General features: G+C 44.8%; 23 protein-coding genes. 12 read left to right on the top strand and 11 right to left on the bottom strand.

Annotated features, from left to right (window positions below; all coding sequences use genetic code 11):
- The first annotated feature begins 122 nt into the window (after positions 1–122).
- Positions 123–659, top strand: coding sequence for a hypothetical protein (locus MNV_RS16800; RefSeq protein ID WP_096207096.1), 537 nt, complete (start codon positions 123–125; stop codon positions 657–659).
- Here the strand turns inward: MNV_RS16800 and MNV_RS16795 are convergent.
- Both MNV_RS16795 and MNV_RS16790 read right to left on the bottom strand, forming a co-directional pair.
- Complete coding sequence (locus MNV_RS16795) at positions 656–1,342, bottom strand: acyl-CoA dehydratase activase (protein ID WP_096207095.1); 687 nt, start codon at positions 1,340–1,342, stop codon at positions 656–658. The genes MNV_RS16800 and MNV_RS16795 overlap by 4 nt on opposite strands.
- A gap of 40 nt (positions 1,343–1,382) precedes the next feature.
- On the bottom strand, positions 1,383–2,318 hold the full coding sequence (locus MNV_RS16790) for a 2-hydroxyacyl-CoA dehydratase family protein (protein ID WP_096207094.1): 936 nt from the start codon (positions 2,316–2,318) through the stop codon (positions 1,383–1,385).
- A 204-nt stretch (positions 2,319–2,522) separates the two neighbouring features.
- On the opposite strand from MNV_RS16790, the gene MNV_RS19920 reads away from it, so the two are divergent.
- Entirely contained in the window at positions 2,523–2,672 is a 150-nt protein-coding gene (locus MNV_RS19920) for a hypothetical protein (protein WP_179294051.1), read from the top strand.
- 232 nt (positions 2,673–2,904) lie between these two features.
- Positions 2,905–3,213, top strand: coding sequence for a hypothetical protein (locus MNV_RS16785; protein WP_096207093.1), 309 nt, complete (start codon positions 2,905–2,907; stop codon positions 3,211–3,213).
- Here the strand turns inward: MNV_RS16785 and mptA are convergent.
- Positions 3,210–4,160: a GTP cyclohydrolase MptA gene (gene mptA / locus MNV_RS16780; protein ID WP_096207092.1), complete on the bottom strand. Its 951-nt coding sequence runs from the start codon at positions 4,158–4,160 to the stop codon at positions 3,210–3,212. The genes MNV_RS16785 and mptA overlap by 4 nt on opposite strands.
- A gap of 173 nt (positions 4,161–4,333) precedes the next feature.
- Here mptA and MNV_RS16775 point away from each other — a divergent pair, with 173 nt between their 5' ends.
- The 3 genes from MNV_RS16775 to MNV_RS16765 all read left to right on the top strand — a co-directional run bounded on the left by MNV_RS16775 (position 4,334) and on the right by MNV_RS16765 (position 8,159).
- Entirely contained in the window at positions 4,334–5,269 is a 936-nt protein-coding gene (locus MNV_RS16775; RefSeq protein WP_096207091.1) for an ABC transporter ATP-binding protein, read from the top strand.
- Positions 5,260–7,170 carry an ABC transporter permease gene (locus MNV_RS16770; RefSeq protein WP_143311873.1) on the top strand — a complete coding sequence of 637 codons (1,911 nt, stop codon included), beginning with the start codon at positions 5,260–5,262 and terminating at the stop codon, positions 7,168–7,170. The genes MNV_RS16775 and MNV_RS16770 overlap by 10 nt, the downstream gene beginning before the upstream one ends.
- A gap of 179 nt (positions 7,171–7,349) precedes the next feature.
- Positions 7,350–8,159, top strand: a complete 810-nt coding sequence (locus tag MNV_RS16765) for an ABC transporter ATP-binding protein (protein WP_096207089.1) — start codon at positions 7,350–7,352, stop codon at positions 8,157–8,159.
- A gap of 175 nt (positions 8,160–8,334) precedes the next feature.
- On the opposite strand, the gene MNV_RS16760 is transcribed toward MNV_RS16765, so the two are convergent.
- From MNV_RS16760 to MNV_RS16735, 6 genes are all read right to left on the bottom strand, one after another.
- Complete coding sequence (locus MNV_RS16760; protein ID WP_096207088.1) at positions 8,335–10,851, bottom strand: DUF2341 domain-containing protein; 2,517 nt, start codon at positions 10,849–10,851, stop codon at positions 8,335–8,337.
- 28 nt (positions 10,852–10,879) lie between these two features.
- The gene (locus tag MNV_RS16755) at positions 10,880–11,104 is read right to left on the bottom strand and encodes a S8 family serine peptidase (RefSeq protein WP_096207087.1); all 225 of its coding nucleotides are present in this window, start codon (positions 11,102–11,104) and stop codon (positions 10,880–10,882) included.
- Complete coding sequence (locus tag MNV_RS16750) at positions 11,101–11,670, bottom strand: hypothetical protein (RefSeq protein ID WP_096207086.1); 570 nt, start codon at positions 11,668–11,670, stop codon at positions 11,101–11,103. Before MNV_RS16750 ends, MNV_RS16755 begins: the two co-directional genes overlap by 4 nt.
- Positions 11,671–11,703: 33 nt before the next feature.
- A complete protein-coding gene (locus MNV_RS16745; RefSeq protein ID WP_143311871.1) occupies positions 11,704–11,958 on the bottom strand; it encodes a hypothetical protein in 255 nt (84 codons plus the stop codon).
- Between the two features lie 72 nt (positions 11,959–12,030).
- A complete protein-coding gene (locus tag MNV_RS16740) occupies positions 12,031–12,930 on the bottom strand; it encodes a hypothetical protein (RefSeq protein WP_179294050.1) in 900 nt (299 codons plus the stop codon).
- A 548-nt stretch (positions 12,931–13,478) separates the two neighbouring features.
- Positions 13,479–13,940: a DoxX family protein gene (locus tag MNV_RS16735; RefSeq protein WP_096207083.1), complete on the bottom strand. Its 462-nt coding sequence runs from the start codon at positions 13,938–13,940 to the stop codon at positions 13,479–13,481.
- Between the two features lie 114 nt (positions 13,941–14,054).
- Here MNV_RS16735 and MNV_RS16730 point away from each other — a divergent pair, with 114 nt between their 5' ends.
- Positions 14,055–14,531 (top strand): winged helix-turn-helix transcriptional regulator, encoded by a 477-nt coding sequence (locus MNV_RS16730; RefSeq protein ID WP_306453664.1) that lies wholly within the window; start codon positions 14,055–14,057, stop codon positions 14,529–14,531.
- 5 nt (positions 14,532–14,536) lie between these two features.
- Here MNV_RS16730 and MNV_RS16725 read toward each other — a convergent pair whose 3' ends face one another.
- Positions 14,537–14,743 (bottom strand): 4Fe-4S binding protein, encoded by a 207-nt coding sequence (locus MNV_RS16725; protein WP_257000099.1) that lies wholly within the window; start codon positions 14,741–14,743, stop codon positions 14,537–14,539.
- A gap of 73 nt (positions 14,744–14,816) precedes the next feature.
- Between MNV_RS16725 and aroC the strand changes: the two genes are divergently transcribed.
- The 5 genes from aroC to MNV_RS16700 are packed head-to-tail and all read left to right on the top strand — an operon-like array spanning position 14,817 to position 19,191.
- Positions 14,817–15,914 carry a chorismate synthase gene (gene aroC, locus MNV_RS16720; RefSeq protein ID WP_096207081.1) on the top strand — a complete coding sequence of 366 codons (1,098 nt, stop codon included), beginning with the start codon at positions 14,817–14,819 and terminating at the stop codon, positions 15,912–15,914.
- Between the two features lie 4 nt (positions 15,915–15,918).
- On the top strand, positions 15,919–17,532 hold the full coding sequence (sepS, locus tag MNV_RS16715) for an O-phosphoserine--tRNA ligase (RefSeq protein ID WP_096207080.1): 1,614 nt from the start codon (positions 15,919–15,921) through the stop codon (positions 17,530–17,532).
- A gap of 24 nt (positions 17,533–17,556) precedes the next feature.
- Positions 17,557–18,099, top strand: coding sequence for a hypothetical protein (locus MNV_RS16710; protein ID WP_096207079.1), 543 nt, complete (start codon positions 17,557–17,559; stop codon positions 18,097–18,099).
- A gap of 1 nt (position 18,100) precedes the next feature.
- Positions 18,101–18,964, top strand: a complete 864-nt coding sequence (locus tag MNV_RS16705) for a shikimate kinase (protein ID WP_096207078.1) — start codon at positions 18,101–18,103, stop codon at positions 18,962–18,964.
- Complete coding sequence (locus MNV_RS16700; protein ID WP_306453663.1) at positions 18,955–19,191, top strand: chorismate mutase; 237 nt, start codon at positions 18,955–18,957, stop codon at positions 19,189–19,191. The genes MNV_RS16705 and MNV_RS16700 overlap by 10 nt, the downstream gene beginning before the upstream one ends.
- A 71-nt stretch (positions 19,192–19,262) precedes the next feature.
- Here the strand turns inward: MNV_RS16700 and MNV_RS16695 are convergent, their stop codons facing one another.
- Positions 19,263–20,417, bottom strand: coding sequence for a DEAD/DEAH box helicase (locus MNV_RS16695; protein ID WP_096207097.1), 1,155 nt, complete (start codon positions 20,415–20,417; stop codon positions 19,263–19,265).
- Between the last annotated feature and the right edge of the window lie 495 nt (positions 20,418–20,912).

Here is a 20,912-nt window from a genome sequence, read left to right as displayed (position 1 = left end):
TTTTTTGTTTTTACTGTGCTTCAAAATCGGTAAATATATTTCTATTGCCTTAATTTGTTCTGGCTGTCGTAGAAATCTTTATAACTCATAATAATATTTATTATACCATATAGGGAAAAATTATGGACTCAAAAAATAATACGTTATATCCGTTAATTATACTATTCTTCCTTCTGGGAATTGTGGTAGGGTATGTAATTCACAAGCCTGAGACGAGAATCGAGTATGTGAACAAAACCATACAGGTCGAATCGACGCCAACAATAAAAGAAGTCGAAAAGATCGTATATGTTACTGCTGTACCCACCTATGTGGCTCCGGATGCAACTGCTGTAATGGCTAATTTTAGTGTAAAGGGATACAATCCCGATACTGATAAGCCCACTAATACCATGGAACTTGCTAACCATCGATTTAACCCGCAAACATTATCCATTCCGACAGGCAGTACTGTTTTGATCAGGATTTCCGACTATTCGCTGCAAAGTCCCATAATACTCATCCTGGACTCGTATCAAAAGAGCCTGGGCACAAGCGGTGCAGTGGTAGTGACATTTAATAAAAAAGGCATATACAATCTTAAAGCGGTCATTTCCTCAGGTGACCCGTATGTAGAATCGCAGACCTATGGAGAAGAAGCTGTAGTAACTGTATATTAAATATAAGACTTCAATGCGCCCAGCGCATTTATTATCTGGGGTTCCCCGGGTATCAGTATCTTTTTCCCGAGGATCTCCCTGAGCGCTGCGACCAATCCTTCATTTTTCACCGTTCCCCCGATAAGAACTACGGTCTCAGCCTGCGGTACCATAAACGCGATCCTGCGTGCGAAAGCGTAATGCATCCCTGCTACGACTTCCTCCTTTGAATATCCTGCAACAAGCTGCGAGATCATCTCTGAGATGGCAAATACCCCGCAGGTATTATTGATGTCCGGGACGCGTTCTGCCTTTAAATGAAGCCTGCCCAGCTCATTCAGTTCTATTTTGAAATAATTTGCCACGAACTCAAGGAATGCGCCTGTACCCGCGCTGCATTTGTCGTTTATTATAAAGTTATTTTTCCTGACATCGATGACCTTGGTATCCTGTCCCCCGATGTCAACTATCACATCCACATCGGAAAAATAATGCCTGGCACCGTAAATAGCTGCTGTTATTTCGGTCACCGTTGCTCTATGGGGGACCGAATGCCTGAAATACCCGGTTGAGATTATCTCATCCTTCCCCATCCCTTTCACCAGTTCTCTCCAGTTGTGGGTCGATGTTATCCTGTATTTGACCTCACCTTCCTCTATTGCCGCCATTTTTGCGGTAGTGCTGCCGACATCAAGTCCTAACATAAAGAGACACCTCGCTCCACCCGGCTTTGGGGTATATTTGTCATAACCTCTCAAGCATCTCCCTGAATGCTTCAAGCCTTAGTTTTATCTGCTGCGGTGTATTACCCGGCAGGTCTCCCTGGAGCGTCAGCATGGGATAATCAAGTTCATCCCGAAAAAGTTCATCCTCAAGCATATGGTGGCATGCGAACTGGGTATAATGTATCACCCCATCTACATTTCTTTTTTCAAGTTCTTCCCTGAGGAAGTTAATCCGAAAGCCAAGCGGCCTGGCAAAAGTATAGTTACAGTAGTCCCGCGCCATCTCCTCAATATCGGTGCCCCCGTGCCTTATGAATTCATATGGCAGTTCGTCAAATACCACCTGCAGCCCAAGCGATTGCGCAACTTCATGGAAATCATAGTAAATCGGGGGGACCCCTATCAATGCCACCCTGTTGTTTAACTCAAAATCGCTTTCTTTCATTGAGGCTATAGCCCTTCTGAAACCATCCAGATCACCCCGCAGGTCGCTAAAAGATATCAGGATGCTGAAGGCTTCGGCAGGTGATATTTTTCCGCAGCTCCTTTTCTTATCTATAGTCTGCCCGAGCTTTTTCAGTTCCATGATCTCTCCGGGTTTTTCAGGGAATTCGATATCTCCGAGAAAGCCGGAAAGCCCGTACAGCCGGGATTCAAGGTATTCGGGGTCGCCATCGAACGGATAAAAAAAGAAATGGGTCGGAAGCCCGCTCATCGCGACGTTCTGCCCGTCCACAAGAGCATTATGGCAGTCCCCGCCAGCTACAACTATAAGGGAATCGATAGCGATCTCCTTTTTAATAAGCATCTCCTTCCAGATGGCAGTCCACGCACACAATTTGTTTTTGGGGTACTTTCTGGATGCAGGGATGACATTATTTACATCGAACGGTTCTCCTCCGCAGGCGAATATCAGTTCGGGAGGGACAAGTGCCGTAATTCCGATTTTTGACACATGCTTTCCTTTGTTTACGGGTTATTAATCCTTTTGCCGGGGATATCTGCATTATTAATATTAAACCGAATAAAAAACACTGAATGCGCCTTTATAATCCGTTTTTCATGCTTAAAACATTTATTAACAGTGTAGATATATTTGTTGTGAGGCGAAAGATTTAACGTATAGTGGAATAATTAACTTTGCCGGAGGTGAAAAAAAATGGTCGGACTGGAAAGTTCAATGGATAACGCCACTGCGGCGCAGAAAACCAAAAAGCCTGAAGTTGATTCTGCTGAAAAAGACAGACAGAAGAAATTCATGGAACAGCTCAGACGCCGCTCGGTACCTCAACCCAAAGGAGGCAAATAATTTTTAATTGATAGAACAGGGCTGTTAGCCGATAGACATGAGAGCGGGCGAATATATCTTGAATATATTAAATTACCAGGCATTTGGTTTGGTTTTTCATGTTGCACTGTTCGCTCCCTTATGTCTATAGATTTTTTGGATTTATGTCAGGTCTTGATGACGGGGGGCGTAAAGTACATTATTAAGTTAATATAATAAATATAATTACTATTTAGCCAGTTCAGATTCTATTATGGACCAAAAAATTTACTCCGACCCCGCTCATAACCTGGGTTGCAGCTACCGTTTTACCTGCGGGGCTGCAAAGTGCCCTGAAGTTGCGGCAGCATCGGGTAAGCCATCATGCCATATAGAAAAGTTCAGGCGCTACCAGCCGTCTAATGAGACATGGTACAGAAGGGACTGGGAGGACGTTAACAGGATTTCCTGGAAGGAGGTTTTCTGCCTGCAGGAGTCGTGGATTTACATGCTGTATATTATTATAATTACTGTATTTATGTTTATGGCGATGGTGTTAATAAAACTTTTACTGAGTACCTAGCTGATATTCTTAATCTCCTGCCTCAGCTCCCCCAGCGTTGATTTACGCTCTGCGAAAGCATTGTGGCGGTGGATGCTCTCCTCGTTTATCTGCTTGACCGTGATGATTGAATCATCCGGAAGCTCGGAGAATTCGTTCACTATTTTCTGCGCCATTGTTCGTACGCAGTCCTCCACGAATTTGGGGTTTTTATGCGCCAGTTCTACGATAGCAGCTTCATCCGACCTCTTTAACAGCTCGAACATCTGCGAACTCATGGAATTCTCAATGATGTTGATTATCCTGTCAATATAAACAAAGTTACTATCATGGACCTCAATTGAAATGATCCCTCGCCCCCTCTGATTATGCGTGGGCATGGGTACCCTCTTTAGAAACTCCCTGATAATCTCGTTTTTTACCCCAAGAGCCTTTAACTCCTTTTTAGCCTTATCCCGCATGATCTCCTGCGCGCACGGGCAGGCTGTGATTCCCAGAACTTCAGCGCCGACGAGCTTTCTCACGTTCAGTTCTTCTCCCCTTATAGCCCTGGCTTCGGCAAATATGTTCACGACTTCCTGGCATTTTATTTTTGTCATCGGGGTTTCTCTTTTGATGATATATTCGCTTTTCATCCTGACCTCGGCGTTCAAAGCGTATTCGTGCCTGTCTATAAGCCGCTTTGCCACTTCCCCGCACAGGTCTTCTATCTCATAGACCGGCGCGGTTATCATTTCCTCAAGAACCGCGTCTATTGCTTCAAAATTCCGTGAGAGGTTTGCGCCTTTCCTGTTGGATGGGAGATCGACAAAAATATCGAACGTGGATACGAGTACGATAGGACGCTTATCTTTGCGTGCCACTTCAACGAGTTTCTTTACGTCTGTTACCCCAACTCTGGTCAGCGTGATAGGAATCTCGGGCAGGTTTGCCTGGATGTCAGGCAGGTGTATGACTGGAAGTTCCATCTGGTCAAGTTCTCCAAAATATTTGCTACTGTAAGTCCTTGCAGACTCTAAGATACTGATTATACGTTATATTATTAAACAATTGCTATTTGATTCTGCTGCGATGCGGCAATTATTCCCTAATTAATTCTAAACGATGAAAAAAGTTTTATATAGTAAGTGTAATATAATAAATGATGGAATCGATAATAGAGATACGTTCCCTTTCAAAAAGCTACGGGGACTTCAGTGCTTTAAATAGTGTATCCCTTAGTATAGAAAAAGGAACAATATTCGGTCTGCTCGGACCGAACGGAGCGGGCAAATCAACCCTTATCAGGATACTTTCATGCCAGTCAAGACCGGCATCAGGTCATGCATATATATCAGGTCTCGACGTGGTAGCGGATAAAAAAGAGGTGCTGTCCATCATCGGGGTCGTTCCTCAGGAGAACAGTTTCTACGATGAGCTTACCGTGAACGAGAACCTCCTGTTTTTCGGCTCATTATACGGTATCCCTGTTATCGATATCAAAAGAAGGAGCCATAAAATACTGGCTTTGCTGCACCTGGATGAAAAGAGCGCAAGCTTGGCCAGCAACCTGTCAGGCGGCATGAAGACCAGGCTGAATATTGCCTGCGCACTTATACATAAACCAGGGGTGCTTATCCTGGATGAGCCCAGTGTCGGGCTTGACCCGGTATCGAGAAAAGCTCTGTGGGATACCATCAGGGAGGTAAACCTGGAAGGCACCACGATTCTCATTACGACCCATTATATGGAAGAAGCGGATTTACTTTGCGACAGGGTAGTGATAATGAACCGGGGCAAAATCGTTGTCGAAGGAAAACCGGAGGAGCTAAAGAACAATGCCGGGGAGAGAGTCGTTCAGGTTATTAGCATCCCGGGCAATTACCATCCAGTAAAAAGCAAAATAGAATCCCTGGAAGCCGTAATGTCATGCAGCGTAAATGAGAAGGGGCTAAAAATATCACTCAGGGGTGAGCTGCCCCTGCAGGCTATCTTAGAGGTTTTCGGCTCCGAAGGCGAACAAATAAAGAACGTGGAATCCGGCAGTCCAAGCCTTGAGGACGTGTTCATACAGGCTGCCGGGGAGGCGTGGCATTGACGATCGGCTCTGTTATCAGGAAAGACCTGAAGGTATATGTACGCCACAGGAAGACGTTACTGCTGATATTCATCGCCCCGATACTTATCATGATATTGATCGGGTCCGTATTCTCAGGCGCTTCGGGGGAAGGTCTTAAGGATGTAAGACTGGGTGTGGGCGGCGGGTCGGGACAGGGTGAGCGGATAACCAGGGAACTGACCAACAACAGTATGTTCATAATCGTCAAAGAGAACACCACTGACCCTGCTGTTATCGAGGAGGGTGTCAGGAAAGGAAAATATAACGCAGGGATTTTCATTCCTGAAGACGAAACGCAGTCATTGAGGCTGTACATAGATAACTCAAGAATCCAGATAGCACCAGTCATTTCCATGGCGCTATTCTCCACTACCGAGAAGTTATCTTATGAACTCACCTTTGGTTTTATCAGCACGCTCTGGAAAAACCTGGCGCAGATGGAATCCGAATTAAAGCCCCTGAAAGAAGGGGTATTGCAGATCAACAGGAGCATCGAAGGCTTAAACCGCGATACCCGGCATGTGCTGGTCTCCCTTGATGACATCAACATATCCGAGCTGAACAGGTCGGTAGCCGGAATGAATAATACCCTTTATCTAATGAGAAGCGACCTCATCCGGACCGCTGATGATATCAATACAACGCGTAAAGAACTGAAGGAACTGGATAATAATGTAAGTTCGATATACAATGATTCCGTGGAATTAAGAGATGACCTCAAGTTCGTGATTGATAACATCGATTCGACAGATGCTGCACTGCTTGGGATTCAAACGGATTTGCAGGATACATATAACGTTACCTGTACCGACCCCTCAACACCGCAATGCGTATCCATTGCAGGCACAATCAGGCAGATACAGGATACAAGGGCGCTGATGCTTGAGAGGACAGGACGCATCAGGGCGCTCTATAATAATCTTGCGAACATAACCCAGAAAAGTGCCGAATTGCACGAAAAACTGAACAGGACCGATATAAGGCTCCAGGTTATGCAGCAGTCCATCGGCAATTACACGCTTGAGATATCAAATATCCAGGGGGATATCATGAGCATCGAAAATGCCATCACTTCCCTGCAAAATGTCAAAACCAGGTCAGCCAATGTCTCTATCCAGGTGAACGACCTTGCTTCCGATATGGCAAACAGCACGGCAGGCCTCGTCTCTGATATCGACAGGACAGGGGACGTGTTAGGGGAGGTAATAGCACGGTCACCCGCTGTTATCGCCTCACCTGTCAAGCTTGAGCAGGATACCGTGTTCAAAGGCAGGTCTTATCTTGACTTCCTTATGCCCGGCATCATATCTATCGTGCTGATGTTCGTATCATTCCTTCTTGCATCCATAACCATAGTCCAGGAGCGGTCTAAAAAGACCCTGGTACGGACGCTGCTGACACCCCTGTCACTTGAAGGATTCATAATAGCAAAGATATCCGCCCTTGTCCTTATTGCCCTTCTCCAGGGGATTATCCTGATAATCGTGGCTTTCGCATTCTACGGGATCGTGGTACCTGTAGATCAGCTAGGACTGCTGTTCCTTGTGATCCTTGCATATTCAGTATCCTTTATCGGTATCGGGATGGCGCTTGCAACGTTCGCTGAGTCGGAGAACACCGCAATGCTCCTGTCCCTTGTGCTTAGCATCCCGATGCTGTTCCTGTGCGGTATTTTCTTCCCGTTCGAGAGCATGCCGGCGCTGATGGTCTGGCTGGGTGGTGTGCTTCCGATAACAATGGGCATCAGGGCGCTGGAGTCCGTGCTCATATACCAGGAAGGGTTCCGGGCTATCACCGGCTATCTGCTGCCGCTTCTGCTGTATGGGGTTGCGGGGCTCGGGACGGCGTACCTGCTGCTGAGAAGGGAAGTGACGGATTAACCCCTTTTTTGGCTGTTAGCACGATTTTTATCAACAGTGATTATACTTTTGTGCAGCAGAGTATGGTATAAGGTTGGCGGCAGCCTCAAAATACTGCTTCGACCCTCGACTAACCTTTTTTCCGCCAACCTGCTCTCCCTATACAAAGAACTATATTCCCGAACACGGATGAAAACACCATGTCCGTAAGTCCTATAGTCCGCCTGAGCCGGATATCCTTTATCCGGGGCAGTACAGCCATTCTTCATGATGTGTCCCTTCAGATCAATCCGGGGGAGCACTGGGCTATAATAGGACCTAACGGTTCGGGCAAGACAAGCCTCGTCAGCATAATCAACGGCTACCACCAGCCTTCCGAAGGAGAGGCTATAGTGCTTGGGAGAAGGTTCGGTGCCACCGACCTCAGGGAACTGAGACGGTTTATAGGCGAATGCAGCTCGGAGATAAGAGATATGGTGCATAACCGGGAACCGGTAAGGGATATCGTGCTCTCCGGGAAGTTCGCAAGCATTGGTCTGTATGAATCCCCAACTTCGAAAGACTGGCAGCGTGCTGATGAGTTAATGGATTTTTTCGGGTTATCCGGGTTATCAGACCGCCCTTTCAGGACACTCTCGAACGGCGAGCAGCAGAAGACCATCATAGCCAGGGCGCTCATGCCTGAACCAAGCCTGCTCGTGCTGGATGAGCCATGCGCCGGTCTTGACTTGAAAGCAAGAGAAGAACTCCTGGGCTCAGTGCAGAGAATGGGCGCTACGCCAGGTGGTCCTGCATTGATATACATCACCCATCATATCGAAGAGATAGTGCCGGCGATAACACATGCTCTGGCGCTGCGGCAGGGCAGGGTGGTGGCGCAGGGGGCTAAAAACGAGGTGCTGACGGACGATGTGCTTGGCAGGGTTTTCGGGGTGAATATCGAGGTTCGGGAGAGGGACGGTCGTTTGTGGCCTGTTGTATTGAGATCAAAGAACGCTGGTATATCTTGAATCAGGCAGGGTTAAGGGGACTACTGTTTCAAAAAGTGAATGGTTATTATGAAATCAAAGCCAGGAGAAAGGGCTTCAACCTAAGACGTATCCTTAAGTTGAAGTACCATCTAAAAACATTCCTTTAGTTCCTCTTGAACCTGCGACCTTAGATACAAGCATCAATTATACCTCCCTATCCCCAGGTCGGCTCTGGAGAGTTGTAGTTGCGAATAAATGCTACATCAACTTTAACTGATGCACCTGCATATGGCTGTATGCCGGCATATAGGCCTGTGCGATAACTTGTATCACTTGCCGCAGGACTTGCATCTGTTCCATTTATCAACCATCTGACATAAGTATTATCTAATATCAGTGTCTGATTATATAATGAACCTGCTGTCATTGTTACAGAAGAGGATGTCAATGACGTTCCAGATCCTGAAACAAGTTTATTAAGATTTGTTAATCCATCCCGGAACCATTCTGCATAATAACCTCCACCAGTTGGACTATCATATACATGATGTATATTATCCTGTAACAGTGTAATAGGTGCAAACATATAGCCGTGCGTATAGCCAGATTTTGGTTGAACTAATACGTAGTATCCTCTTGTTTCAAATGCTTGATAGCCTGTAGATGATGGTGAATTTTTTGCACTAATACCGTATCCATCATTGATATCCGCAGTTATGGTTATATTAGAACCTGATACAGATATTGAATTCCCTGAGTACCCAAACCTTGTAACTTTATTCCATTTTGTTGTATCGAGAGATGTTCCGAGGAAATCATCAAAAAGTAGGAAGGTTGCATCTCCGTTACTTACACTTGTCGCCGATGGATTACCATAGTAAAGATAAATATTTGCTGTACTCGGGCTTGCTGGTATCGAATCAATTTTGACCCATACCACTGCACTTACTCCTGGTGTGTATGATTCTATCCAGTAGTCCAGTAATGTAACTCCATCTGATTTGGTGAACCTTATATCACCGAAATCACTCATGGCATTGCCTCCAAGATACACATTGCCTGGTGTATCGGTTCCAGTGCTGTTATAGAGCGTGAGTTTCATCTGGTAGTTTGTCTGGGCGCCTGCAGTTGTGCCGTTAATAGTCTTTTGCTTTCTGTAGTCCCAGCCGGATATGGAATTTCCATTCAGAGTGACTGTACCATTTGTTGCGGAGCCTGTATTAGAGTATGTTGCGTTTATAGAGAATGTAGTTTCTGTGATTGCATTTTTAACTGTTAAATTCCAAGAGACAGTTCGTGAGCCTAGAGGTGGTATATTTCCTAAGAGTGTCTTCTCATATCCTGAATCAATTGTGAAGTTATCTCCAATAGAACTTCCAAGTGGCGATGTTAAATTTAAAGAAACGATAATACCAGATGCTACCTCGCCTCCAGTATTATTCACAGTTGCAGTTATTTGTATCTTGTCGCCCGCAGATACGTTTGATTTATTGCTAAATGCTCTAACATTTACAGACGGTTTATCGGTATACAGGTTGATGAAACCTCCAAATTCCTGGGTGGAATCCCAGTGAGATCTGGCTTTAACCTGCAATTTCCAATCTCCAGATGTAATGCCTGAGGGGTTGTAATAATTGATTTGCTCAATGTTCTGTTGATAGCTATTAGAAGATTCAATTAAAGTTCCACTGGGGTTTCTCAGTTCTATATCGATATCATTCTTTAATGCTCCCCAATTCGGATCTGTGGCTGTGGTAGGGGGATCGTTCCAGACGACTGTAGCTTTTATATAGTGATAAGTCTGATCGCCTGGTACTGTGAACGTATAATTCACAACAGCGCCGGAGGAGTTTAGCGAATCGCCAAAATACCAGTTTTTCCTTGTTGATCCGTTGTATCCGATAGCCTGGTATAAATCTACTTTTCCGTAGCCAATGTCGTCATCTACATGATTTTCTGTGTGATTTGCAATACGGTCATTATCTCCTATGTTGATCCCGCTTCCAACAATCATGGCTTTGACCATTGCAGCATTTCTGTCTGATTTAGCGAAGTTATAATTATCAATAATCAAAGCTGCTGTACCAGATACATGCGGTGCAGCCATGCTTGTTCCAGCAAGTCTATATAAATCACTATTTTTATAAGAGCAATCTCCATTAACATCTGATAAATATGAGCTTTGATTGTCTGTTTTCCCTCTAGCAGAAACAACACCGTCGCCATAAATACTACAATTATTGCTTACAGAGCCGCCAGGTGCTACAACTTCTGGCTTGTCTCTACCATGTTCATTACCATTATCACCTGTGTCTCCTCCACTGCTATAGATTGTTACATCATCGATGTTTTCACCTCCTGCTGTGTCTTTTACAGTTACATTGGTTTCTTCATGATACCAGTGATTTGTCGCACCTACAGCTATCACATTCTTAGCAGTTCCAGGTGAAGTTATACTATAGTATCCCCGGTCTCCTTCATTTCCAGCAGATTTTACAAAAATAGTGCCGTTGCGTGCAACCCAATCAGCTTTTTGCTCCCATTTACTTGTTCCATCGCTATTAACAACAAAACCGCTTTCATTTGTTATACCCAAGCTCATACTTATTACTTGGGCTCCTGCATCATTCGCTGCATGATCAATGGCATCGTATATTTGTTGATTAACATCGCCAAGCGGCCCTGGAGTACCTGTAGCTTTTAAAACTGCTAATTCTATGTCTGGAGCCACGCCTTCATACCCTGTTGGTGAACTATAATTATTTATAATTATTTGTAATTATTCCAATAACATGGGTACCATGTCCTCTCTCATCTTCTGAATAGTTACCATCTAGAGCATTATCTCTGACATCGAGCTCATAAATTGGTCGAGGGAGGTATGGATGATGATGATCAATCCCTGTATCGATTACTGCTAACCGAACTCCTGAACCCTTTAAGTTAGAGTTTATATTATTCCTAATATAATCGACATCAATCATTTTTTGGATATATACAATTCAGTTTTGACGGGAATATCGTGATATTCAATTTGCGTGACAAAAGGAAGTTCTGCAACTTCAGTTAGATTTCTTACAGGTATATAGACCCTGAAATCCGTTATTCCATCATTATATTGTTTCTTTATTTTTACACCTAAATTTTCTAATATTTGGATAATAGTGGCGTTAGGGGTATGATTCTCCACATCTAGGAAAACATGATAATATTGTTCATTATTTTCAAATCTTACGTTGTAATCCTGAGATGTGAGTGGAAAATTGATTGTTCGCCTTACATCTACCACTTCAGGTAACAATGCTATTTTAGTCGCATTAGCTATTGGTACTCTTGATTTTATTAACTTCTCGGTCGGATAATATTTGGGCGATTCTGCCCCTAATGCACTGAGTTCATTGTATAAACTCTCTGTAGGTCTAGTTGAGATGTATATCTTTACCAAGACAGTACCGTTAATACTTGGCGGCACTTTGTATTGTTCTTCCTTACCTGCGATTTTTATGGTCGCAGATGGCGGATTATAACCACTCTCGATAATCTTTTTCAAAATTGGCTCTATGTTAATTTGCTTTTTTGAAGTCTATACTGCTATAATTTTCTCATCTTTTAATGGTACGGTTTCATATGATTTTTCTCCTATTAGCTCTTCAGCAAAACTAACGGTAGGACCAACTGTAAAATTATCTGACTTATTTATTTGGCTGGCTGTTTCATTTTTAGAATCCTGAACCACAGGGTAATAATTGCTTTCATTTATTGTAGAGGAGTAACTGCTCTCATTTATCTTAAGAGAATAATTGCTCTCATTTTGTTGCTGTGCTATTATCGATGGCATCAGAACTATAGTCGACAATAGAATGATATTTATTAACATTCATAATTTCTTTACCTTCATCGAAATTCTCCTTTATAATCCTTTATATACAATAGTGCCATTTTGATTAATTACCACCGTAAACACATCTTCTTCTATAGGTGATGAAATTGCTTGAAAACGAACGACCCAATCGTTACTCCACTTTATACTTGTGTTTGAAGATTTAGTATCAACCTTATATCCCTTGGTAGACATTCTTTCAATAAACCTTTTTACATCAACATCCATTTTTGCATACTTGATCGCCTCTTCTGCATTATCAATCGGAAATTTTACTCCTGTAGCTTCTTCCCAGTCCACAAGAACTTTAGCTTTGTCTTTTAATTTTTGTTTTTCTTCCAACACAACGCTCCCTGCCCTCACTCCCCATTCATCGCTCCCTTCAACAAGAAGCATCATCTTGCTCTCATTCCATGGATTCCTCAGTACTTCCAATATACCTTTACCCGCCCCAGGATATTCATCCGTCACTCTTGTCGCATTCGTTCTCTTATAAACATCCTGAAGTATTTTATTTTCTTTAGGTATTCCCACAAGAGTCAAGTTATATCCAGCTTTCTCATTCTCCGTAACCTCAGCACCGGTTTTGATTACAGGCACGGTTCCAGTAAGCTCACCAAGGTTATATGCAATCGCTTTTGCCGCATCAAGTTCTATCTGAGTTGCATTTTCGCCTATCACGATAATCACATCCTTTTCAAACAGTTTCATGTAGTTGTTAAGCGTTAAATCGGGTTTTGTTGGTGTAGAAGATACAGTTGGTATTACAGGTGTCTCCAGCGTTTCGTTCTTAGTCATATCATCGGGCTTAGAAACACACCCAGCCGCCGCCACTACAATTAGCGCTATTGATATCCATATCCGCATGCTTTTCATTCTGCCTGCATTCTTCCTTTCGGATAGGGCTTTTTCTGTATTGCCATATTTCATAAGCACCACCTTTTTTATCGGGCAAACCCATAAGAGAATAGGGAGTATATATTTCATAGCATATATAATATTTCAATGTGCTTAAAAGATTACAACATTATTAAAATTATTCCTAAACTTAGGCTATAAATTAAATCCGATAAAAACATACAGCTATGCATCTAAGCCTGCATGATAAAAAGCTTGCATAAAGCTCTTTGTTTGTTGCCTTTTCTCTTACTGGAAAAGATTTTCTATAATCTAACTATCTTACTATTCGTTTTACCAAATTCATACTCTATGAAATGTTCACGGACTTTATTTTTAATTTCATGAAGTATAATTTTATATAATATAAATCCTTAAATTGAAAGTCTCAGAATAATTCATGTAAAATTATAAATATCAAATTTGCCTTTTTCCTTCGCGGTGACGGCATGAGTTTCCTGTTAGACCCGCCAGTGCTATTCGCTCCTGGAGTTGTACTATTCGCTATGTAACGGGATTGCACAATTTTTAGGGATAAATCCCAAGGGTTCGGCTATAGTATAAAATAAAGACCGGGCTTTTTATGAGAGGAGTTTCTCAAGAAGCCCGTTATTACCTTTTTTATTTAAATGCCTGTCTACCGATAATTCGCCAGCGCCGTTAATCACAAGATACAACGCCATCAGGAGCAGTGCGAAAACGTATTCAAACCCTACCTTACCGCCTGCGATAAAGAACCCCTGCGGCAGATGGACCGTGTACAGGGCTACAGCCATGGTCACGCCTATACCGGCGGCGCCGATGCGCGTGAAGAATCCCAGGAGTACCATAAGCCCGCCGAAGAATTCAGCCAGGATAGCCAGTACGGCAAGAGCGGATGGGATACCCAGTTGCTGGTTAAAGAACTGTACTGTCGCATCAAAGCCGTATCCTCCGAACCAGCCCAGGAGTTTCTGGGAGCCGTGGGCAAAAAAGATAACGCCCAGAGCCGCTCGCAGAATTACCAGGCTGTAATTTTGCGTTTTTTCTTTATTAAAACTCATGTTTTAACACCTCAAGTCCCTTATAAATTATTATATTATATTTAAAATTAAAGTTACCTGCTGGTAACTTTAAGCGTATATGACCAAAAATATATTACGCAACAATAACATACTCTGAAGTGTGGCTCCCAATACATCAACCAAAAAAAAGAGATTTGCCCTGTAGTAGAATCGATTTATACCCTGGGGAATAAGTGGTCGCTTGTTATCACCTATAACCTGATGAAATCGCCAAAAAGGTTTAACGAGTTAAAAGCCTGCATTCCCGGGATATCTTCCAAGGTTCTTACCCAGAATTTATATGAGCTTCAGAAAAACGGGATAATCGGAAAAAAGACTATCCCCGACCAGCCTGAAAAAATCGAATATGTACTTACCGAGAAAGGTGAGGATTTAAGAAATTTGATGCGGGAGATGAGAACCTGGGGCGAGAAATGGCTCATGCCTCCTGAGCAGCAACCGGCAGACTCATGCCGGAGCACCGATCAGAGGTTAGAAGAAATCGATGAAAATGGCATTAAACAGCATGTAAATAATAAGTGGGATAAGTACCCCGTACCGTTTGCTGTGGTAGCCAGAACAGATAAGTGACCTTTTTACCATCCACGCTCAAGCCGTATCGCTTTCGGTTTGCACGCCATCACGCATGTAGTGCAACCGATGCAGAAACTCTTATCCACAACTTCAACGGTTTCCCTGCCGTTTTTCCCGATGATACGATATATCCTCGGACCCTTCGGGCATACTCTGATGCATTCCCCGCATCCTGTACATTTTTCAGAATCCACAAATATCTCGATCATTATATCTCACGTAATAAATCGTAACTGTAATATTCCAAGTAGTTATATAGACAATCAAACTTAATTAAGGTTCATGTCTGGAAATACCTTTGGCACACTGTTCCGTATAACAACCTGGGGCGAGAGCCACGGCCCTGCAGTAGGCGTGGTGATAGACGGATGCCCTTCAGGTATGCAACTGCGCGAAGCCGATATCCAGAAAGAGCTGAACCGCCGCCGTCCCGGGCAAAGCGATATAACCACGCAGCGGAAAGAGGAAGATAAGGCGGAGATCCTGTCCGGGGTATTTTCAGGAAAAACAACGGGCGCGCCGATCTCCATAATAGTCAGGAACAGGGATGTTGATTCAAGCAAGTACGAAGAGCTTCGCAACACCCCGCGCCCCGGACATGCGGATTTGACGTATGAATTAAAGTACGGCATCCGTGACTGGCGCGGAGGGGGAAGGTCATCTGCAAGGGAAACCATAGGGCGTGTTGCGGCGGGCGCGGTTGCAAAGAAAATTCTTTCCAGTCACGGAATTGAAGTGCTTGGCCATGTAGTGGCACTCGGAGGCATTTGCGCAAAGCCGGCGAGCATAGAAGAGATACGTGAGAACACTGAAAAAAATCCCGTGAGGTGCGCAGACCCGGAAGCGGCTGTTGGGATGTACGCCATGATCCAGGCCGTGCGAAGCGAAGGCGACAGCGTTGGCGGAGTCGTGGAGATAATAAGCCCCGGAGTCCCTGCGGGCGTAGGCGAACCGGTCTTTGATAAACTCAGCGCAGAGCTTGCCAGGGGATTGATGAGTATCGGCGCTGTAAAAGGGGTTGAGATCGGGATGGGTTTTAGATCTGCGGTTATGAAGGGGAGCCAGATGAACGACCCTATAACTATTAAGGATGGAAAACCCGGGATGCTTACCAATAATGCCGGCGGGACCCTCGGAGGGATAAGCAACGGCGAGCCAATCATATGCAGGATAGCCGTAAAACCCACACCTTCGATCGGAAAGGAGCAATGCACCATCGATATGAACAGTATGGATGAAACAAAAATAAAGATCCGTGGGCGCCATGACCCTTCGATTCCACCGCGTATCGTGCCCGTGGCAGAAGCCATGGTGGCACTTGTTCTTGTTGATATGATGATGAGAGGTGGGTTCATAAACCCTGTTACCGGAGAGAAATAATACCATGAAATTCAATCCTGATGAGATCAAAGAAGCAACAAAGAAAGACTTCGATGCTGCATGGAATGATGGGAGTAAATATGTCTCCAATCCCGGAGTCAATCAGAAGTACCCGCGATTTGCATTGAAGTACGGCAAACCCCATCCGGTGTTCGACACAATCCAGCGCCTGCGCGAGGCGTACATGCGCCTCGGTTTTGAAGAGTTCATGAACCCCATAATCGTTGAGGACAGGGATATCCACAAGCAGTTCGGATACGAGGCGCTCGCTGTTCTTGACCGCTGCTTCTATATCGGCGGACTCCCGCGACCGAACGTGGGGATATCGGATGAGAGGATAGAAGAGATAAAAAGCATCCTGGGGGACTTAAATGATGATGGAGTGGAAAAAATAAGGCAGATACTCCATGCCTACAAGAAAGGCGAGATCGAAGGGGATGACCTTGTACCTGAGATCGCAGCCGAATTAAAGGTCTCAGACTCAAAGGTCGCAGTGATGATCGACCGGGTGTTCCCGGAATTCAAGACACTTATTCCCGTATGTTCCCAGAACACGCTGAGGAGCCATATGACCTCAGGCTGGTTCATAAGCCTTGGCGAGATGTGCGACTACCGGGCTCCACCGCTTCGGCTTTTTTCAGTGGACAGGTGCTTTCGGCGCGAACAGGCTGAGGACGCCACGCGCCTTATGGCTTATTATTCAGCTTCGTGTGTCATAATGGATGAAAATGTGAGCGTGGAAGATGGGAAAGCCATAGCAGCAGGGTTGTTATCCCAGTTCGGTTTTTCCAATTTCAAGTTCAGACCCGATGATAAAAGGAGTAAGTATTATGTGCCGGACACCCAGACCGAGGTATTCGCCTATCATCCGAAACTTGTGGGTTCAAAGACAAAATACAAGGACGGCTGGGTCGAGGTTGCGACGTTCGGCATATACTCGCCGTCTGCGCTCTCGCAGTACAATATCCCTTATCCTGTGATGAACCTGGGCATGGGCGTTGAGCGGCTGGCGATGATACTGCATGATTCAATGGATGTTCGCGCACTTACTTACCCGCAGTTCCAGTACAAGACTAACTGGATATTATCCGATAGCGATATCGCGTCCATGATTTATGTGGAAGATGTGCCTGTGACAGAAGCAGGAAAAGAGATACAGAAAGCTATAACCAGAGCCTGCGAGCAATACGGGAATACCCAGAGCCCCTGCGAGTTTACAGCATGGGAGGGACAGTTATTCGACAGGAATATCAGGGTAAAAATCGTGGAACCTGAGGAGAATACAAAGCTCTGCGGTCCTGCTGCGATGAACGAGATCATTTCATACAAAAATGATATCCTGGGGCTGCCGAGGACATCCAGGTGGGATGATGCTTTCAATAACGGGACAAGCACAGGCATAAGATACATCGATGCATTTGCAGCACGCTGCGCCAGGGATATAGAGGCTTCTGCTCAAAAAGGCGAAGGTAGCGAAACACGGGTAAGGATCATCAAGGTGCCGTCCGAGATAAATATCAGCATAGACCCGATAGCTCAGCGTTATATAACCGGGAACAAGAGGAAGATAGATACACGCGGACCTGTCTTTACGACTGTAAGAACGGAGATTATTTAATAAATTAAAAATAAAGTGTCGATAATGGAACTGAAAGCTGAACCTTATACACTTAAATTACGCCCCGATGTCCAGAGCTCAGAGCGGGCGATGCGCAGCAGTCTGAATCTCCAGTGGTGCAGCGGGGTGCTTTTTAACGTGCTGGCGTTCAAGAACATGGCAAATAAGGTGGAATTTGATGCCATCCTCTGGAACGATGAGGCGATGTTATTTATCGAATATAAAGATTCCACAACCATGTATAAGAACCTGGAGGCAAAGCGGGCACAGCAGATAAAAGGGATTGCAAGGAACATTGCCAGGGCGTTTGGTTTCCAGAAGTACAATTTTATTATCGTAGTAAACGGCATCGAACAAAGGACAGAAAAAGGGACGGCTGTAGTGATACCGCTTAATGAACTTACCAGCTATACTCCGGAGTTTGAATCTGCGATCGAAGAACTTGATTATGTGGGCTGGCTTCTTAGTAAATATGAGAGGAAGGATAATCCGGTTGAGTTTACAAGGGAACTTGTGCTAAAAGAATTGAAGACTTTGCATGATAAAATCGAGCAGGTAAACAGGTGATATGAAGCAAACAGGATACGCCTGCGCCCTCGGTGCGGGGACAATAATAAATGCGATAGCAACGTGGAAAGGGGCAGCATTTGGCATCGACCTGCAGACCGAGGCTGAAGTCGCGCTTACGGATTCTAAGAAAATACAGGGGTATATCGAGGAGGGAGGGGACACTACTCTTATCGAGCGCTGTGTTGAGCTTACCCTTTCCCGATTCGGCATGGATTGCGGCGCGAATGTAGCGACAAAAAGCGAAATTCCCATTGCAAGCGGGCTTAAGAGTTCAAGTGCGGCAGCAAATGCAACAGTCCTTGCGACCCTTGACGCACTTGGGGAAAAGCTCGATACGCTCGAAGCCGTAAAGATCGGCGTACATGCGGCTCTTGATGCAAAGGTGACAATCACAGGCGCGTTCGATGACGCCTGCGCTTCGATGCTTGGGGGATTCGTGATTACCGATAATAAGAAAAAGGAGCTTATCAGAAGAGCGGAGCGCGATTCCGAGGTGCTTATCCTCGCACCTGAGAAAAAAGTCTTCAGTTCAAGTACCAATGTGGCGCACTCGCGGCTTATAGCGCCCTGGGTGGAGATGGCTTATAAAGAAGCACTGGCCGGGGATTACGAGAAAGCCATGACACTGAACGGCTTCCTGTACTGCGCTGCGCTCGGATTCAGCACTGAGCCCATGATGGCGGCGCTTGAGATAGGTATCGAGGGCGTAAGCCTTTCCGGCACAGGACCGGCATACACCGCGCTCGGGACTTTGGAGCAGCTTGACAGGCTTGAGCCTGTGTGGCGCAAGATAGGCGGAAGAATCATAAGGACTAAGGTAAATAATACGGGTGGACATACCGGTGGAAAAACATGCCGCTAATAGAGATCAGAGCGAAGATAGAAAAACTTGATGCGCAGATACTCAACCTTATCGAGCAAAGGACTGCGCTGGCAAAGGACGTACTTGATGCTAAAAAGGCTCTTGGCATGCCCATCAATGATGTGGAGCAGAATAAGGTTGTGCTGGACAGGGTGGCGAATGCTGCGACTGAAAGAGGACTGGATGGGGAGTCGGTGAAGAGGGTTTTGAGATACTTATCCAGATGAACATCGAACGGCAGCATGAATTGAGCGGGGAAGGGAATTTGCCGTAATGGAACTGTTTAATGCGTTCTTTCCTAGTAATGCCTGCGCCTGTTATGCTGCTGCCCTCTTCTAACAACGGGCTTGTTCATCCTTCCTTCCGGCCGTCTCATCGCCGTTTTCTCCAGAACGGGCAGCATCTCTTCCGTTATCTCCACATCGTTATCTTTCAATACATTCGAAAAATTTTCATAATCCTTGCTGGAAAGGATATTTATCGCCTTTCCTTCCGCTCCTGCCCTTGCAGTCCTTCCTATCCTGTGTATATACTGCTTGCTCTCGCGGGGAATGTCGTAATTGTAAACATGGGAAACACCCTGGATATCAAGCCCTCTTGCAGCAACATCTGTGCATACAAGGACACAGGCTTTCCCTGAATGGAACTGCTCCATAATATTGTTGCGTTTGCCCTGGGGTAACCCGCCGTGGATCGCCTGGGCATCTATACCTGAAAATCTCAGGTTCTTTGCAACTTTGTCGGTATTTCTTTTAGTATTGCAGAAAACCATCACAAGGTCTGAGCTCTCATGCTTCAGCAGATGCACCAGTAAGGAAAATTTCATATCATCGCCGACATCATAATAAGTCTGGACCAGTTTTTTCGGGTCAACATAAGACTCTACCGAAACCTGAAGCGGTTTTTTCATATGCCTCTGGGCAAGCCGGACAACGTCTTTCGAGATAGTTGCGGAGAATAGAAGAGTCTGCCTCTCCTGGGGGCATTTCCTGATTATTCTCTCCACATCTTCTTTAAATCCCATATCGAACATCCGGTCTGCTTCATCAAGCACAAGGGTTTTTACCCTGCCTAATTTTAGGGTATTCCTTTCAAGATGGTCAAGTATCCTGCCGGGTGTTCCTACTACAACATCTGCTGTCTTCAGTCCCCTGATCTGCGGGTTGATACCTACGCCCCCGTAGACCGCAACGATCCCCAGAGGACTGTACTTTGCAAATTTAGTTAAAGCCTTTGCTACCTGCTCTGCCAGTTCTCTTGTCGGAGTCAGGACAAGGGCCTGTATGCCTTTTCCTCTCTCGGAATCCTGCAGTATTCCTGAAGCGAACGCAAGCGTCTTTCCGGAACCTGTCGCAGAGCCGGCTATAACGTCTCTCCCTGCAAGGATTAAAGGGATCGATTTTTCCTGTATTTCGCTTGGTCTTTCAAACTTCTCATCATTTATTGATTTCAAAAAAGGCCCACTTATGCCCAAAATTTTAAAACTTTCCATAATATCTCTTCTGAAAAAGCGTAATGCTATTTCTTATTAACCTCGTTAATTATATATTTAAAACAATTAAGAGCTATAAACACCACTTTGTAAAAGCTTAGATTAATGTACTTCTTAAAAGTTACTAACTGCTGATTATGGCGGGTGCCCTTTTATACTTTTGCCTGTTTTGATTCAAAGTTGAGGATTTTGCAAACGTTATCGAAACCTTTGAAAATGCAGCAGTGTCCTGAATTTCATGGTCCATATAAAAACAATCGCCACGGAGGCACAGAGACGCAGAGAAATATTTTGAAAAAAGCTCTCCGTGCCTCTGCGTCTCTGTGGCTTTTGATAATATTTGCCACTGAGTCGGCTATGAACTGCGGTTCATAAATGAACATGAAAAAGTACAACAAAATAGATTAACAACAAACTGATACGAACTCGTACGAACTCCGGTTGCGTGAGTTCGTA

The organism is Candidatus Methanoperedens nitratireducens, from assembly GCF_900196725.1.
GTDB lineage: Archaea > Halobacteriota > Methanosarcinia > Methanosarcinales > Methanoperedenaceae > Methanoperedens > Methanoperedens nitroreducens_A.
Note: the sequence above shows the minus strand (reverse complement) of the source record. Positions and strands in the feature narration are given on the sequence as shown.

Coding starts and splice junctions, on each gene's coding strand:
- MNV_RS16800 (WP_096207096.1), top strand. CDS start 123: ATGGACTCAAAAAATAATACGTTATATCCGTTAATTATACTATTCTTC.
- MNV_RS16795 (WP_096207095.1), bottom strand. CDS start 1,342: ATGTTAGGACTTGATGTCGGCAGCACTACCGCAAAAATGGCGGCAATA.
- MNV_RS16765 (WP_096207089.1), top strand. CDS start 7,350: ATGTCCGTAAGTCCTATAGTCCGCCTGAGCCGGATATCCTTTATCCGG.
- MNV_RS16710 (WP_096207079.1), top strand. CDS start 17,557: ATGGAACTGAAAGCTGAACCTTATACACTTAAATTACGCCCCGATGTC.
- MNV_RS19920 (WP_179294051.1), top strand. CDS start 2,523: ATGGTCGGACTGGAAAGTTCAATGGATAACGCCACTGCGGCGCAGAAA.
- MNV_RS16745 (WP_143311871.1), bottom strand. CDS start 11,958: ATGCCATCGATAATAGCACAGCAACAAAATGAGAGCAATTATTCTCTT.
- MNV_RS16735 (WP_096207083.1), bottom strand. CDS start 13,940: ATGAGTTTTAATAAAGAAAAAACGCAAAATTACAGCCTGGTAATTCTG.
- MNV_RS16700 (WP_306453663.1), top strand. CDS start 18,955: ATGCCGCTAATAGAGATCAGAGCGAAGATAGAAAAACTTGATGCGCAG.
- MNV_RS16755 (WP_096207087.1), bottom strand. CDS start 11,104: ATGATTGATGTCGATTATATTAGGAATAATATAAACTCTAACTTAAAG.
- sepS (WP_096207080.1), top strand. CDS start 15,919: ATGAAATTCAATCCTGATGAGATCAAAGAAGCAACAAAGAAAGACTTC.
- aroC (WP_096207081.1), top strand. CDS start 14,817: ATGTCTGGAAATACCTTTGGCACACTGTTCCGTATAACAACCTGGGGC.
- MNV_RS16785 (WP_096207093.1), top strand. CDS start 2,905: ATGGACCAAAAAATTTACTCCGACCCCGCTCATAACCTGGGTTGCAGC.
- MNV_RS16740 (WP_179294050.1), bottom strand. CDS start 12,930: ATGAAATATGGCAATACAGAAAAAGCCCTATCCGAAAGGAAGAATGCA.
- MNV_RS16725 (WP_257000099.1), bottom strand. CDS start 14,743: ATGATCGAGATATTTGTGGATTCTGAAAAATGTACAGGATGCGGGGAA.
- mptA (WP_096207092.1), bottom strand. CDS start 4,160: ATGGAACTTCCAGTCATACACCTGCCTGACATCCAGGCAAACCTGCCC.
- MNV_RS16775 (WP_096207091.1), top strand. CDS start 4,334: ATGATGGAATCGATAATAGAGATACGTTCCCTTTCAAAAAGCTACGGG.
- MNV_RS16705 (WP_096207078.1), top strand. CDS start 18,101: ATGAAGCAAACAGGATACGCCTGCGCCCTCGGTGCGGGGACAATAATA.